The organism is Bythopirellula superficialaquae (assembly GCF_059632245.1).
In genome coordinates this window covers 5,057,093-5,072,738 of record NZ_CP197426.1, presented here as the reverse complement: position 1 = coordinate 5,072,738, position 15,646 = coordinate 5,057,093, and the positions used below count along the sequence as shown (strand labels likewise).

Here is a 15,646-nt window from a genome sequence, read left to right as displayed (position 1 = left end):
CGACATGCCCCACATCCAACTCGGCAATTTGAAATTTCACTATCAACAGTGCGGGCCGGTCGGCGCGCCTGATGCCGTGTTGATCCATGGCGTGACGGGCAACCTCGCAGTCTGGATGCTCAGCGGTTTGATGACCAAGCTCGGCAAGCAGTTTCGCGTCACGGCCTACGACATGCGCGGCCACGGCTACAGCGATACGCCCGCTGAGCATTACACTAGCGCGGACATGGCCGCCGACTTCGCCGCTTTGCACAGTGAGCTGAATCTCAAGCCAGCTCTTGTCATGGGCCACAGCTTCGGTGCATCGGTTGCTTTGCACGCGGCTCAGGATTACCCGCATCTCGTTCAGGGGGCAGTGCTCTCCGATCCGTTTATTCCCGCCCTCCATCATTTGCAGGCGAATCCCAAACGGTGGCTCGGCTTCCGTGCTTATAAGAAGAACGCCGCGACTGCCGGAATGGCTATCGCCGGCAATCTCTGGAATTTGCACGACATGCTCCAGCAAGCCGCCAATCTCTCGCCGCGCAAAAAGAAGATGTTCATCGAACGCGCAGGCGAAGCGACACTCAATCGGCTTGTCCGTTTAGCGGGCACCAGTTGTGGCAAGGATGTCGCCGATCAGGCTGGTCTTACCATCGACAGCATCCCCGACATCACGACGCCGTGCGTTTGTCTGCACGGTGAATTCTCGCCGTTTTTGCCGATGTGCCTCAAGCTTATCGAGCTGTTACCGAACTGCGAAAAGGACGTGGTCTCCAAAGCCCAGCATTTTGCGTTTGAAGAAAATCCCACCGATTTCATCGACCGGGTCGAGCGAAACTTCTGCGGTATGGTCGGTTTCGAGCCGACGGCCCCCTCCGTGCCGCTCGATCATGCCCGTCGCAACGTGATGACCGACACACAGTCTGGTCGGGTGAGACTCTAATCGAAATAATTGGAGTCGCCCATCGAGCAGTTTTGGCGATAGAATTGCGGAACACAAGTTGCCGCTATTTCACTCCGCGTGAATCGGTATTAAATTCCCAACTCTCACCTCCATTCTGGTGGTGCCGTTATGAGTCTCACCCAGTTTTCCGACGCAGAAAAAGAAGCCATCGCCAACCGCAAGACGGCGCTTCGCTTTCTGTTTTTCCCCGCGCAGATTTTTTCGATGGTGATGGTCGCTTACCCGTGGCCGACCGATCATTGGGCTGTGCGCGTGTTTTGGATTCTCGTGACCAGCTACTTCATGTTCTGCTGGACAAGCTGTTTTCATGAGACAGCCCACCAAACGCTCTTTAGCTCGCAGCGACTGAGCGTTCTCTTGGGCGAGGTGCTGGGCTGGCTGATGTTTGTTCCTTACACGTCCTACCGAGAAACCCACATTCGCCACCACGCTTACCTAAACAAACCCAACGACTGGGAACTCTGGCCTTATTCCGATCCCAGTGCCCCGCGCTGGTTTCGCAAGATTTTCGCTTGGTGCGATCTCTTTTTGGGCGTGCTGACCGCACCGATTGTTTATGGCCGGATTTACTTTCACAAGGATTCGCCGCTCAAACCCGAGCAGCGCCGCACGATTCGTGGCGAATATATGGGCATGGCCTGCTTCTGGGCAATCGTGCTGGGCATCGTCGCTTACTACGACCGCTGGACGACGTTCGCGCTCGTGTGGGTCATCCCCTACATGCTCGCGGGCTTCTTTCAAAATGGCCGCAAGTTGACCGAACATCTCGGCATGAAAAGCTACGACCCTTTGCATGGCACGCGAACCGTGATTGCCGATAACGTCATCACTAAGTTTTGCACGTTCCTGAACTTCGATATCTTCGTCCACGGCCCGCATCATCGCCATCCGCGCGCGTCGCACGACCAATTGGAAGAGCTCACCAAGAAATACGCCGCCGAGCAGGCCACCAATCCGTTGCCGCTCTACCCAACTTACTTCAGCGCAACACGCGATATGCTCTATTGGTTCTTCAAGGAGCCCGGCGTGGGGGTCAACGTTGGTGCCGAATGGCCGGGCCAATCCGAGCAAGTCGACGACTTCGTAGCCGACGTCACCGAAGAAGTGATCAACGCCCACCCCACCCACGCCTAAGGCGAGTCCGCTTCAGCGGGCGATGCATCCAGGACGTATAATCTTAGATGCTCCCCGCATCAAAACGTTTTGCCACGCAACGTCGCACAACCAACTCGCCAAACCCCTCACTCCGCTGCAACGGCACGCTGGCCAGTTCAGCAAACGCAGCATCAACCTCCTCGGCATATTCTTCTTCGACGAAGGGTGTTTCTATATCAAGCTCTTCCTGATCTGAATTAAGGCTTAGTACGAGATCCGAACTTTCACCTGCGTCTTCCTTAGGAGCAACAAGTGTACTTACTTTCGCTTGAGCAATAATCGCCGGAGGTGATGCTAAAGTCAGGCCATAACCAAGCTGCCAAGCCGAAAGGTCACCGATCCCCGGATTGCGTTGCCAGAACAAGAAGTCACGGCCACTTATCATTCCATCAAGATCAAAGTCTCCCAAACCTTGCGCGGTTCCCATATAGCGATTGCCAAAATCGAGCCCCGTCAGTTGATCGCCGGCTTCTAGCGTGATGAGATGTGCCCCTGGTGCGCCACTTCCGGGCGCAATGACAATGCTCTTGCCGGTCGCCACGAATTCATTCGGCCCATCATTGTAGCTCAACACCAGGGGATCTGCTTGGAACCCTTCGTCCTTAATCCCGACGGTCGCGCTTTCCCCTTCGTTGCCAAATGCGACTGCCTCAAGGTCAAGATAATTAAACTGGATCGAACCGTCACCTTCCGACAGGATGGCTTGTAAGGTGACCGTGCCGGATCCTTCTTGAGCATAAAATCCCATTTCTTCCCATTGAATGATCAATCGCTGGTCATCCCCAGCACCGCGCACTTCCCACAGCACCGAAGAATTTAGAGAATCGGTGAGCGACACGATCAAGTCATCCCAGAAAACGGCAATGGCTGCTTGATCGGGTGAGTCGGTCAGATCTTCGTTCGTATAAGCGGTAGTTCCGCTGCCAAAAGTGATAAGTCCATTGGAATTGAAGAACAAAGAATCATATTCAACTCCAAAAAAGCTAAATTCGAAACCACTCAGCATTCCAGCCGTCAGTGCGTAACTTTCATCGTCGAGATCTTCATTGAAAGCGATGTTGCCCGTGGCTGCGATATCTTCAAATTCATAGGCCACCGAACTAGCCGAATAGCTCGTGCCGATTTCCGAGGGATAAGTTTGTAACCAATCGGTTTTAATTAACTGAGCGACATTGTATTCGCCGGGAGTAAGATTCTCGAATTTGTAGTTTCCCAGCGAATCAGTAATTGTGTGAGGTTCGCTACTGGTAATGGTCAGCGACCAACTTTCGAGCGCCCCCGCATCTTGACCCGTGATGTCGGTAATGCGAAGCGTCCATGTGCCACGCGGATCTTCACCATCGTAAGCAGATAGCAATTCTTCAGGACGGAAACTTCCCACAAACGGTGCCGCCCCATTTGAAATCGACATCAGGGCTTCGTCATCAAAGACGGTATTTTGGAAACCGTTGCCATTGTCTCCAACACTGGTAAAAAGTTTGGTGCGTGTCCCTGCGGGACTGATCAAATAAGCAACCAAATCCCCCACATAGGTGTGCGACACGTTAAGCGTCAGGTTAACGTCGGTAATCATACTCAAATCAGGGACATTAATCTGCGAGATCACCGTTGAACCATCGAGAATGGTTTTTGGCACGTCTTCGGCCGACAGGGTTTGAACGCCCTCTTCGAGTGTGCCATTGCCATTATGGTCGAGAAACACCGTCCAGCCCGACAGTCCGGGTTCGTCTGGGTCCTTGATGCGGTCACCGTTGCGGTCGTGCCATTCTTGGCCCGCAATCGTATTGGGTAGGGCGTAGTTGCCAAAATTCGCGCCCGTGACGTGCTCCCCAGCGGCAATCGTTACCACGGCCGGTGCGTCCGTTTGTATCCAACCCGTCTGCACGACTTCGACCAACACGTACGTGCCGGTGCCCAATCCAGCGATGGTGTACAACCCGGCTTCATCGGTGATGCCAAACGGCTCGGCATCATCACGAACGCCGTCCTCATCCAAGTCTGCGAAAATCGTCCAGCCCGCAACCCCATGTTCATCTTCATCCCATTGGCCATCTTCATCGGAGTCATGCCACTTGGTTCCCGACACGGCGCCCAAGGCGTAGTCTTCGACTTCGCCATCTGGAGCCAATCCGTTGTAAGAAAGCCCGCCGAGTGAGCTGATGCGGAACCGTGCGTAGGTAACGTCGATCGGGGTGAAACTGACTGGAAACGTAAGCAAATTCACGCCACTCTCGACAATTAAATCAGTAAAGACTTGCTCGCCCAGATCAGTCCAGTCACCATCGCCGTTGAAGTCGATCCACGCGCTTAGCCGGCCGGTTTCGGAAACGGTGACTTCGACCTCTGCGTTTTCTCCCGCGACCAGTCCCGACTTAAACACCACGCCGTCTTCATCATCCGCCGAGCCAAAGCTGTCGTCTCCTTCACCTGTTAACGACGGCTTTCCGTTGGTTTCGGCATCGCGGAGGTTTCCCAGCTTAGGTCCCGTCGCATTGTGCGCGGCGCCGTTGTTGGCAATTGTTGTGGGGTATTGAGACGGGGCATCGCCGTAGTCGATCTCGTCATCGGTCGTAAAGATCGTCAGTCGCCAACCGCTGGTGATCTCGCCAAAATCCTGGCCGTTGTCGTCATAGACAAAGAGCTTCCATGTTCCATTGGCATCGGTACCATTAAAACCTCCCAAGCTTGAGCCATAGGGCCCCACGGGAGTCGGGGCAGGGAATTCGTCAAACTCCACGTTTGTGGGTCTATAGGTACCTGAGGTCAGTTGCGTGGCAAATGGCAATCCTGTCCCTGCCGAATCGTCGAAATGAAGAGTCAAATCTTCAACGTCGTATCCGCCGCCGATATCGGAAAGCAATAACACCTTCTGCCCGCCAGGACCTACCAACAAAATGTCAACGTCGTTGGTGAACGAGTGAGTGAATCCAAAGATCGATACATTGACGTCGGTAATTGTGCCAAACAGTCCTGAGACTTCCAATGTCGATGGAAAGGGATCGGCTAGTCCGCTTTCGGGAATAGCAATGTTTTCCGGATTGTTGAAAACATTGATCACTCCGCGGCCTTGAATCGCAAATTCATAAGGATTTTCATCCTCGTCGGAATTCGCAATGCTGATGATCGCCGTACGCAGGCCGACGGCACTCGGATCAAACGTCACTTCGAACGTGACCGACTGACCCGGAGTCAGCGTGCTCTGTGGGGGTACGAGCGTCACGGTAAAATCACCGGCATTGGCTCCCATGATTTGCACGACAGGATCACCAGTCAGATTGACATCCGCGCCGCCTATGTTTTGTATTGTAAACTTCCGCAACGTCGTGGCGTCGTCAATACTGGTGCTGCCAAAGTTCGTGTGGTCAGCACTCGCGGGAGTTGTGTCACCGTCGACAATGCTCACGCCATTGCCACGCACGTTAATTTCCGGTTCGGTCAAAAATGGTATCGTGCCCGTGATACTGAAATAACCCAGGCTGCCGTAATCAGAATAGCCAAAATCCTGACCCGACGCGGGCTTACCCGTGCCGTCAATTGACACGTAATAAGTTCCCGCGCCCAAGGTCATGTTGAATTCGGCGTTGAGAGCATTAGTTGGGTTGCTGGTGGCGACCACCGTTCCACCCGCGTCGTAAAGCGTCGCTAGAATATCAAGATTGGGACTGAGATAGAACGGCGTGATGTCGAGATCGAACTGGCCACCAATCGTTGTGAAACTGAAATAATCAAGGTCCGTGTTTCGCTCGATAATGCCTTCATCATTGATCACGCCTGCGATAACTTCAAATTCTGTCGCGCTTGTACGAGTATTTCCGTGGTCGTCTACACGATAGCCAAAACCATTTTGCGTGGTGATGATTTGCAAATCATCTTCCCGCATATTGGCGCCGGGATATTCGCCTTTGCTCCATTGCACCAATTCTTCGTAATATCCAACCCCCATGATGGGAGCCCAGCCGGTCGCACCATTGCCGTGACCCGCATAGTAACCCAGTGTGCTTGTCCCATCATGCCGAAGTCCTAGGGTATGACCGATTTCATGCGAGATGCACTCTGCTGTGGCTTTTTCTTCGCCGTTATTCAGATTCTCATTGAATGCAAAGCAAGGCGTATCGGTGCTCCAATTGAATGAATCAAGATAGGCAACACCCCCTGCCCCACCGGTGTACCAATCTGACGAGCTTCCGCCGATGACGACGCGAACGCCCCATTGAGTATCCGTGGGGCCTGTCCGCCGTAAGGCTTCCACGCCGGGGTCCTCAGTAGTGATATCAACGTCAAACGGCAAGAAGTCCTCGACTACCCGCTGCCAGATTCGTTGAATACGCTCTCGCTCGACGTCGGAGAACGAGCTGCTGCCGTCAATTGAATAGGCAGGTGAGGTAAAAGAATTTCCGTTGGTAAAGGCCTCATTCCAAAACGTATTGGACGTCGTATGCCCGTTGAAATCGAGGTAAATAACCTTGGTCGCTCCCGGTCTGCTGTGCAGTGCGAACGTGTCGGAGAGTGGAAACGGCGGGGCGTCGAGCAGACCGGCTCCAGCCGGAGTTGGCACCGAATCGTTTTCGTAGGCAGGATCGGAAATGAGTATCGGAGCAAATTCACTCGATCGATACACCGCCTCGCCAACCATAACATCCATGTCAGATTGAAGTTGTAGCGGATCGTACGCCATCAAATTGCGAGCTTCCAAATGCTCCAGCCAGAGGGGACGCCCATGGGCTATCGGATTCAATCGCGTGTGAATGGGTCTTCCCATTTTGCCAAAAGGACTCACCCGCTGCGATTTCTTGCGGTGCATCTTCACGTGGGCAATCTCCAGAATCGGGCGGTTGTTGCCGAACGAAACGAGTCTCACGACCAAACCCATCTAGGCCTGGGACGTTTGATCAGCCGTCGAGACATCGTGGAAGAGTGAAAACTATCTTGGTTTTCAGGCTTAAGAGTCGTGAAACTCCGCCAAAATGGAACGGTTAATCTCCATCAATCTAGTTGTCCTGCCCGGGTAATGCAATATTTTTATCCTAAGAGACTTACACCAGTAAAAAATCCGAGTTTGCGCCGAAAAAAGCGAGTGATTCGAAGTTCTCCCGCGACAGGTCCTAGTTTTCTCCCCTCAATTTAGCGCCCGCTAGCACGAACGTCCAAGTCATGCCATCCGCAACTGATTGACGATAAACAGTTTAAGTAACTTCCCACGACATCAGTCTGTTGCTGTGTATCTTGAGGGACTTCGCCATGTTTTGCTCCGAATGCGGTGCCCAGGCCGCGGGAAAATTTTGCTCGGCGTGCGGAACCAAACTCCAACGCATTGCGGCATCTTCGTCCGAAATCATCACGCTGCACACGGATTGGTCCAACATCATCGAATACGAAACACTGTTAGGTATTCCAGCTGTACGCGATTTGATCTCGCGCGCAGCAAGCCAATCTAAGAAGGTTATGACTGGCGAGGATTTTCTTGAAATGTCGGGTAAAGCGCTCGGCAAAATGGCCGGATTACCCATTTCACCGCCGATGACCAGTATTGCCCATTTTGCGCAATCCACCTACGCCAAGCTTGGAATTCAGACTGGCAAATCGCGCAATGAGTTCATTTCCCAGCCCGTCGGTCGAATTTTGGTTGGGCTCTTATGTTCGCTCGCCCGTGCTGGCCGAAATGTCCGCGGCGCGCACCAACTCACTGACGGCTGCATTCTTGTGGCCGCTTTGCCATCGGACTTATTTGCCCTTGAAGGGGATTTGATCATCACGGTTGCCCGTGCCCCGGGAGGGAGTCGCGTGGAAGCCAAGACCGAAATCAAAGGTCAGCTTTTCGATTGGGGCAAGAGCACCCGCTGCCTCGACGCGCTGTTCGCGGAGCTCGTCTCAGTTAAAGCCGCGTAGGCGAGCCCACTTCAGTGGGCGGTGAGATCTCAACAAAAAAGCCGGCGAATGCTTCCGCATCCGCCGGCTCAAAGATCATCAAATGAAAAGCCAGTTCAGTTATTTTTTGACTTTCACATCGTCGATTCGTTTCTGATAGGTTTCCGCCGTAGAACTACGACCCAGTTGACGCAAGGCTTCAACGGTTCCTTCCAAGGCTTCCAGGTTGTCTTCGTCATATTGCAGGGCCATATCAAACGCATTGAGGGCCTTTTGGTAGTCTTCAAGCATGAGGTAGGTCAGGCCGCGCTTGACGTGACTGTCAGGGTTGCTTGGCTCGACGCGAATCGCTTCATTGAAATTGTCGGCCGCGCGGTTGTATTCGCCCAGCTGCAAGTAAGCTAAACCACGATTGATATAAGGCAGTGGGAAATTCGGGTTTTTAGCAATCGCTTCGCCGTAAGCGTCGATGGCGGAACGATAATCCCCCTCTTCCACGAATGTGAAACCGGTCCACATGTGTGGCAAAGGATCGGTGTAGTCAATCGCTGCGGCTTGTTGGAAATCGCCACGAGCCAGCCGATTCTCACCCTGCAGATGCCAGCAAATTCCGCGCTTGCGATAAGCCTCGGATGCATACGAGCCAGATTCACCAGGTGGAAGTTGCTGAATCGCGTCAGTTAAAGCTTTAATAGCTTCGCCATAGTGACCTTGCATCCGTTCGGCGACGCCTTTGGTATACAGAGCGTTACCTGAGATAGGATATTGCTCGGGCATTTCCGCGAGTACTGCGTCGGCATCTTGGATGGCGTTTTTATAAAACTCTTCTTGCTTCTCGGTGGGAGTTTTCGGATCGCTGGCCAATTTCATATAGGCATTGGCGCGTTGCAGATAGCCTTGGACGTAAATCTTCGGATCAGCACTGTCCTGCTTCTCACGATTCTTATAGTTCTCAATCGCTTTGGAGAGCGCCTCAATAGCATTGGGTAACTTCTCGGGCTTATCTTGATATTGATAAATTGTGGCTTGCACCGAGTAGGTTTCAAAATCGTCGTTCTTCAACTCGACCGACTTTGCCAAATCTGCTTCCGCTTCGTCAAAATGACGCATCTGAGTGTGAGCCAACGCGCGGTTGCGATAAGCTTTCGCGTTATTAGGGTCAAGCTCGATGGCTTTATTCAAGACCTGTAATGCGCGCGTCGGGTTTTGTACGTTGTTCACAAGCAAGTCACCTAAGTTGGCCATGATCTCAGGATTGCTGCGATCCAATTCCATCGCGTTGTCGAAATCGCTCATGGCCATGTTGATGTCGCCCACTTCCCGATAGGCAATGCCACGACCCAAGTACAAGCCTGGTAGCTTTTGATTGAGATTTTCGGCTTGCCGATAGACTTGCAGGGCCGACGTGAAATCCTCGAGTTCACGCAGAGCATCCGCGCGGCCGACGTAAGCCTCGGCAAATGTTTGATCGATCTCAGTTGCCTTGGCAAAGGCCGCGATCGCATCATCCCACTTCTTTTCCTCCATGAACTTCAGGCCTTGCTCGTAGGCTGCCGTCGCGTTGGGATCACGTGTCGCTTGAGCCTGGACAGGCACGCTCATGGCACCCAGCAAAAGCAAGCCCAGAGCGAAGTTTAATATTCGTGGCGATGCACTCATGTGGTCTCTACCTTAATTCATGGAGACGAGTTGGTGTTCGATAGTCAAGAATAGATCAGCGGGCGCGGATTGTGCCCGATGCTTGGCCAAAATCTTGGGCCAAAGCGATCCTCCTTATCGTACCACTTCTCTTACGCTCGAAACGGCCAGCGGGGTCGATTTGGCAGGTGAAATCCGCGCACGACGGGTGCGATTGCCGCAGCCATGCGATTTGGCGCGTGCATAACACTTGAACGGCTAACACCGAATTTTAGGCCACAGCCTGCAGACAGGCCAACAAAGCGTCAGATTTTCGGCGTGGGTTGGTCGGTTTTATTGCCTGACACGGCCCAGCGGCTGTGATTCGATGACGTGCGGTTGTACTCCACCGCAAACTTGTCGGCGTCTTCGCTGGTGAAATCCCGGGCAATCGTTCGCTTGAACTTGCGGAATTCATAGATATGAACCACGTGATCCGCAGGGGGGCCGGCTGGCTCTGGTGCGACTTCGGGTTCGTCGGCGACCACCTCAGCGACTTCGTCCTCTTCCTCGTCCTCAGGCTCAGCAGCAGGAGGAGCGGGCTTTTCCGCAGCGGCTTTGCCACGAGGTTTGGGAGCGGCCTTAGCGCGAGCTTTGGGAGCCGCCTTTTCAGCTTTTTCGGTTCTAGCGGGAGCCTTACGAGCGCCACGCTTGGGTTTGGCTGGCGGAGCTTCTTCCTCTTCCTCGACTTCGTCGAGTTCAGAATCCTCTTCGTCTTCGTCTTCGTCTTCTTCTTCGTCGTCCTCGTCTTCGTCGTCATCCTCATCATCCTCATCATCGTCGTCGTCATCGACGAATTCGAAATCGTCGTCGTCGAACAGGTCGTCGTCTTCTTCTTTTTTGTACGGCATGACTTAACTACCAATCGGAGCGGAAAGGACGCGCGAAATACGGCCAAAAAGAAACTTACTACGGCCGTCCACGAGTACTGGGGAAACAGCCAGTATTTGCCACCGGCGGGAGATCGTCAACCACTACCGCGAAGCCAAGCGGCTCCGAGCGGCCTGAATCCCGGCTTGCAGCACCAAATCGCTGGCAGAATCGACCGTCCCATTGACCGGTTTGGCCACCACTTGCACCTGTTCGTGCGGTTCCACACCCCGGTGGCTGATCGGCATGCCGCTGGGCGAGTAGAATTTGGCCGTGGTCAAGCGAATACCAGCCCCGGCAAAACCAAGCGGGAAGATGCCCTGCACCGAGCCTTTGCCGAACGAGGTTGTGCCGACGATCGTGCCGCGATTGTTGTCCTTGATCGCACCGGCGAAGATTTCGCTGGCACTGGCACTGTCGCCATCAATCAACACCACCAGCGGGACCCGCCAAGTGCCACCGTAGTGGGCTTGGTAATTAAAGTCTTCTTGGGGGCTACGACCACGGGTCGACACGATATTGCCTTCGGTCAAAAACTTGTCGGCTACTTCCACCGAAGCGGTCAGCAAGCCACCCGGGTTGCCACGCAGGTCCAAGACTAGCGACCGCATCCCCTGGCGATGCAAATCCCACAAGGCGGTTTCCAAATCACGAGCCGTGGTCTTTTGGAAAGCAGGAATGCGGATATAAGCTATACCGAAATCCGCATCGACGATTTTTGGATTTTCCAAGCTCGGCACGTCAACGTGTTCGCGACGAATGTTCAGCACGCGAGGTTCGGTGTTGGGCGAATAAACCGTCACCCGCACATAGCTCCCTTCGGAACCGGTGAGCATCGAAGCAGCTTCGTCGGTCGAAAGTTCCGTGGTGCTCTTGCCATCAACCGCCACGATACGATCTTGAGCCAAGATGCCAGCTCGTTCTGCGGGGCTGCCGGGAATGACGTGCACGATCAACAAAGCGCCGTTCTCGGCTTTGAGCTCGACACCCAAACCGACAAAGTTGCCTTCGATCTGTGAATACACTTCACGCAGTTGATCGGCCGTGAGAAACGACGAGTAATCGTCGAGGCCTTCGGCGGCGGCGGTGATGAATTCGAGAATCGTAGCCGTGGCTGGCACACCCGTGCGAGTTTCAACAAGCCGCGCGGTATCGTTGGCGAAGGTCACCAAATCTCGTGAGGTTTGCAAATTTCGCTGCCCGAGCAACTGATAGACTTCTTTACGAACCTGAGAGAGCTGATTGCTCGACAGTTGCAGGCGATTGGCGGTGATGAAATTTTTGTCGTTCAGGGCCAAATCAATGGCTGCCGCGCCCCGCGTGCCCAATTTCCGCCACGGTGGTTCGGCAACATAATGAGTATTGGTCTTTTGCAGCAACTCCGTATAAAGCGACAGCGCTTGATTGCGGTCGAGCGCGGTGATCGATTCCAGGAAGCTGCGATCGTGGTAACGACGCTCCACGCTGTAATGCAACTTGGCGAGGTCGTGACGTTGTTCGATGGTTTCGTTGCCGCGGTATTCCCGCAAGGCTTCTTCGTAGTGGCTTAGCGCTTCGCCCCAGCGGTTCGTGGTTTCCAATTGCCGGCCTTTATCAAGCACGGTATTGATTGCGGTGCTGGAGTGGGCTTGCGTGCTAGTGACCGGTTCGTTGCGCGAGACTTGAGCGGAGACATTACCGCCGAAGATCAAGCTGAACAAGGTGGCCGTCACGAGCAGCGAATTGCCGCGTCGTGCTGCGAGCCGCTGCCCGCGAAAAGTTTGAAGAGTTCGTTCGAGATGGACCCGAATCTGCATGAGATGCTCGTTGTCTATTGTGGGGAGGTCGCGTCCGCAGGGTGTGGGGCAATCGCCAAGCGGTTGGTGACTTACCCTCGCCTTGAGGGACCAGCCGGGTAAGTGCGCACCGGCAGCAGACTGGGTCAGAATCTGCCGCATACGTGAATATAGGTCACGCTTAGGTGCTCGTCAAAAAACTTGCTATGCAGTTTCTTCACACTTCTGACAGTCCCTGATCGCGCGACCGTCACAGCCCTTGCGGAATTACCCTAAGGCATCCGATTGAAACTGTGGGGGCGGACTGCGCGGTTGATCGCAACTTAAGGGATCAACCGTTTGTACCGCTTGTGCGACCGAAAACTCCCAATCTGCTGAACGCGACGGAAAAGAGCATCCTGCCAAAAATGCCGGTTCTTCCTAACTCCGGCCACAACTGGACACTTCTACGCGGCGGCGGTTCAGCCGGTTCAAAAGCAAAATTTCGCTTCGTTGAAAGCCGTCCCCAGAAGTGCTATCGTGGCTAGCCCATGACCGCTCCCGCCACGATTCCGCAATCCAAATTCCGCACTCCGAAATTCTTTCTATGAACCCTCCGATCAAACGTGCTCTCATCAGTGTCAGCGACAAAACCGGCCTCATCGAATTCGTGCGCGAACTCGTTACAGGTGGCGTTGAGATCTTCAGCACAGGCGGCACGCGCAAGCATCTCGAAGAAGCGAGATTCAAAGTCCGCGACGTCGCCGACTACACCGGCTTTCCTGAGATGATGGATGGCCGCGTGAAGACGCTGCATCCCAAAGTACACGGCGGGTTGCTCTGTCGACATGACAATCCCAGTGATCTGGCATCGCTCGCCGAGCATGGCATTCTGACGTTTGAACTTGTGGTGGTGAATCTCTATCCGTTCGAGCAAACGATCGCCCGCGCGGGTGTGACTATCCCAGAAGCGATCGAGCAAATTGATATCGGTGGGCCGTCGATGGTCCGTTCTTCGGCTAAGAATCACGCCTTCGTCACGCTTGCCACGGATGCATCCCAATACGAAACGATTCTCACCGAGTTCAAAGCGAACGGTTGTACCAGCTTGGAAACTCGCCGCCGACTCGCCGGTGCGGCCTTCGCGCGTACTGCCACTTACGACACGGCGATCGCCGCTTACTTTGCCAAAATCAATACTGCGACTGACGAATCCTATCCACCGCGCGTGCTGCTTTCGCTCGAACGCCGCGACACACTTCGCTACGGTGAGAATCCCCATCAGTCAGCGGCTCTGTATGCGTTTCCTAACACCGATCCGCATAGATTGGTGAACGCCGAGCAGATTAACGGCAAAGAGCTTTCCTACAACAATCTACTCGATCTCGATGCAGCACTCGCGATTGCCAAGTCGCTGCCCGTGCCTGGCGTTGCGATTCTCAAGCACAACAATCCGTGCGGAGCCGCGACGGCAGTCACGTTGGGCGAAGCGGTTGCCAAGGCCTGGGACGGTGATCCCTTGAGCGCGTTTGGTTCCGTCATCGGCGTGAATGTACCGGTGGATCTTGCCATGGCCGAATACTTGGCCGAGCCGGGCCGCTTTGTCGAAGCCATTGTGGCCCCCGATTTTGATGCGGATGCCTTGGTCGTGCTCACCACCAAGCCCAAGTGGCACGCCAATGTGCGGTTAATCAAAACCGGCAAATTTCTGCCGGGCCAGGGTATCACGGTGTACCGCCAGATTGATGGCGGAATGCTCGCCCAAACCGCCGACGATCTGGCCGACGATGTGAAAACTTGGAAAGTGGTGACTGTCAAAAAACTTTCGCCCGAACTGCAAGCCGATTTGGAATTCGCCTGGGCCGTCTGCCGGCATGTGAAGTCGAACGCCATCGTGGTCGCGAAGAATCAAGGAATCGTCGGCGTGGGGGCGGGCCAAATGAGCCGCGTCGATGCCGTCGAAATCGCCATTCGCAAGGGGGGCGATTCGACGAGGGGCTGCGTGTTGGCCTCCGACGCATTCTTTCCGTTTGAAGATTCGATTCAGCAAGCCGCTGCGGCAGGCATCACGGCCATCATCCAGCCGGGCGGATCAAAACGCGATCCCGAAGTCATCGCCGCCTGCAACGCGCACGGCCTACCGATGATCCTCACCGGCACCCGTCATTTCCGACATTAACTACACTGCTGCACGGTCCCGAAATGTTAGCCGGCAGCGTCCCGCTGCCGTGCGAGTTTTTGCCGCGCTTCCATCGCCAACCGCGCCGCTTCATCCCCCAAAACCGTGAAGTGCCCCATCTTCCGCCCCGGCTTCGCATCGGTCTTGCCATAAAGATGCAAATACCCGCGCGGCACGGCGAGCATCTCTAGCCAATCGGGCTCGCCCTTCTCCCACAGATCACCCAGCAGATTCACCATCGCTGCGGGTGTGTGCGGTTCCATCGAACCCAACGGCAGGCCACAGATGGCCCGCACTTGCTGTTCGAATTGAGTAGTCACGCACGCTTCAATCGTGAGATGCCCCGAATTGTGAGGCCGCGGGGCGATTTCATTCACGATGAGTTCACCATCGCGTGTGAGAAACATCTCCACGCAACATACGCCAATTAAATCCAACTGCTCGGCAATCGCACGGCCCATCGCTTGAGCCGAATCGGCAACGCTTGCCAATTCCTTGGCCGGAAATCGCGACACGTCGAGAATATGATTCGCATGATCGTTGGCAATCGGCCCACAGGTGACGATTTCGCCCGTCGTCGAGCGTGCCACAATCACCGACAGTTCTTGCTGATAATCAATCCAACCTTCGAGGACCGCCGGTTGCTCGCCCACGAATTCCCAAGCAGCCTCAGCTTCATCGGCACTTTGTATCGTAATTTGGCCTTTGCCGTCGTACCCCGAGTCGGCCGTCTTCAACACCGCCGGGACGCCAATTGTTTGAATGGCCGCTTGCAAATCGGCGAGCGAATTCACTTCGGCAAACGGCGCGCACGGCACGCCGATCTTCGTGAGAAACTGCTTCTCTCGCAAACGATTTTGCGTGACGTACAGCACCGACCGCGATGGCCGTACGGGGGCATATTTTTCGACGACTTCAATTGCCTCCGTGGGAATGTTCTCAAACTCGAGTGTCACCACGTCGACCGATTGAGCGAACTTCGCGAGCGCTTCGACGTCCGTATAGTTGGCCACCGTTTCACGATGCGAGACTTGCCCCGTCGGACTATCCACGCGCGGCGAAAAAACGTGAACGTGATAACCCAGTCTAGCGGCCGCGAGCGCAAACATGCGGCCCAGTTGACCGGCCCCCAACATGCCGAGCCTGGCCCCAGGTTCCAATGAAGTTGCCATGTAGCGGCGAAGAGTGTCGGCCATCGTG

General features: G+C 54.6%; 9 protein-coding genes. 4 read left to right on the top strand and 5 right to left on the bottom strand.

Annotated elements, in window-relative coordinates:
• Window positions 1-4: 4 nt before the first annotated feature.
• Complete coding sequence (locus SH678x_RS20910; protein ID WP_496920402.1) at window positions 5-925, top strand: alpha/beta fold hydrolase; 921 nt, start codon at window positions 5-7, stop codon at window positions 923-925.
• A gap of 129 nt (window positions 926-1,054) precedes the next feature.
• Entirely contained in the window at window positions 1,055-2,080 is a 1,026-nt protein-coding gene (locus SH678x_RS20905; RefSeq protein ID WP_496920401.1) for a fatty acid desaturase family protein, read from the top strand.
• A gap of 43 nt (window positions 2,081-2,123) precedes the next feature.
• On the opposite strand, the gene SH678x_RS20900 is transcribed toward SH678x_RS20905, so the two are convergent.
• A complete protein-coding gene (locus SH678x_RS20900) occupies window positions 2,124-6,959 on the bottom strand; it encodes an NIDO-like domain-containing protein (RefSeq protein WP_496920400.1) in 4,836 nt (1,611 codons plus the stop codon).
• A 380-nt stretch (window positions 6,960-7,339) separates the two neighbouring features.
• On the opposite strand from SH678x_RS20900, the gene SH678x_RS20895 reads away from it, so the two are divergent.
• A complete protein-coding gene (locus SH678x_RS20895; RefSeq protein WP_496920399.1) occupies window positions 7,340-7,987 on the top strand; it encodes a hypothetical protein in 648 nt (215 codons plus the stop codon).
• 99 nt (window positions 7,988-8,086) lie between these two features.
• Here SH678x_RS20895 and SH678x_RS20890 read toward each other — a convergent pair whose 3' ends face one another.
• The 3 genes from SH678x_RS20890 to SH678x_RS20880 all read right to left on the bottom strand — a co-directional run bounded on the left by SH678x_RS20890 (window position 8,087) and on the right by SH678x_RS20880 (window position 12,309).
• Window positions 8,087-9,625 (bottom strand): tetratricopeptide repeat protein, encoded by a 1,539-nt coding sequence (locus SH678x_RS20890; protein ID WP_496920398.1) that lies wholly within the window; start codon window positions 9,623-9,625, stop codon window positions 8,087-8,089.
• 284 nt (window positions 9,626-9,909) lie between these two features.
• A complete protein-coding gene (locus SH678x_RS20885; protein WP_496920397.1) occupies window positions 9,910-10,494 on the bottom strand; it encodes a hypothetical protein in 585 nt (194 codons plus the stop codon).
• Between the two features lie 123 nt (window positions 10,495-10,617).
• Window positions 10,618-12,309 (bottom strand): S41 family peptidase, encoded by a 1,692-nt coding sequence (locus SH678x_RS20880; protein ID WP_496920396.1) that lies wholly within the window; start codon window positions 12,307-12,309, stop codon window positions 10,618-10,620.
• A 565-nt stretch (window positions 12,310-12,874) separates the two neighbouring features.
• Here SH678x_RS20880 and purH point away from each other — a divergent pair.
• A complete protein-coding gene (gene purH, locus SH678x_RS20875) occupies window positions 12,875-14,446 on the top strand; it encodes a bifunctional phosphoribosylaminoimidazolecarboxamide formyltransferase/IMP cyclohydrolase (RefSeq protein ID WP_496920395.1) in 1,572 nt (523 codons plus the stop codon).
• Between the two features lie 26 nt (window positions 14,447-14,472).
• Here purH and SH678x_RS20870 read toward each other — a convergent pair whose 3' ends face one another.
• The gene (locus SH678x_RS20870) at window positions 14,473-15,642 is read right to left on the bottom strand and encodes a 5-(carboxyamino)imidazole ribonucleotide synthase (RefSeq protein ID WP_496920394.1); all 1,170 of its coding nucleotides are present in this window, start codon (window positions 15,640-15,642) and stop codon (window positions 14,473-14,475) included.
• Between the last annotated feature and the right edge of the window lie 4 nt (window positions 15,643-15,646).

Coding starts and splice junctions, on each gene's coding strand:
- SH678x_RS20880 (WP_496920396.1), bottom strand. CDS start 12,309: ATGCAGATTCGGGTCCATCTCGAACGAACTCTTCAAACTTTTCGCGGG.
- SH678x_RS20870 (WP_496920394.1), bottom strand. CDS start 15,642: ATGGCCGACACTCTTCGCCGCTACATGGCAACTTCATTGGAACCTGGG.
- SH678x_RS20890 (WP_496920398.1), bottom strand. CDS start 9,625: ATGAGTGCATCGCCACGAATATTAAACTTCGCTCTGGGCTTGCTTTTG.
- SH678x_RS20895 (WP_496920399.1), top strand. CDS start 7,340: ATGTTTTGCTCCGAATGCGGTGCCCAGGCCGCGGGAAAATTTTGCTCG.
- SH678x_RS20905 (WP_496920401.1), top strand. CDS start 1,055: ATGAGTCTCACCCAGTTTTCCGACGCAGAAAAAGAAGCCATCGCCAAC.
- SH678x_RS20885 (WP_496920397.1), bottom strand. CDS start 10,494: ATGCCGTACAAAAAAGAAGAAGACGACGACCTGTTCGACGACGACGAT.
- purH (WP_496920395.1), top strand. CDS start 12,875: ATGAACCCTCCGATCAAACGTGCTCTCATCAGTGTCAGCGACAAAACC.
- SH678x_RS20910 (WP_496920402.1), top strand. CDS start 5: ATGCCCCACATCCAACTCGGCAATTTGAAATTTCACTATCAACAGTGC.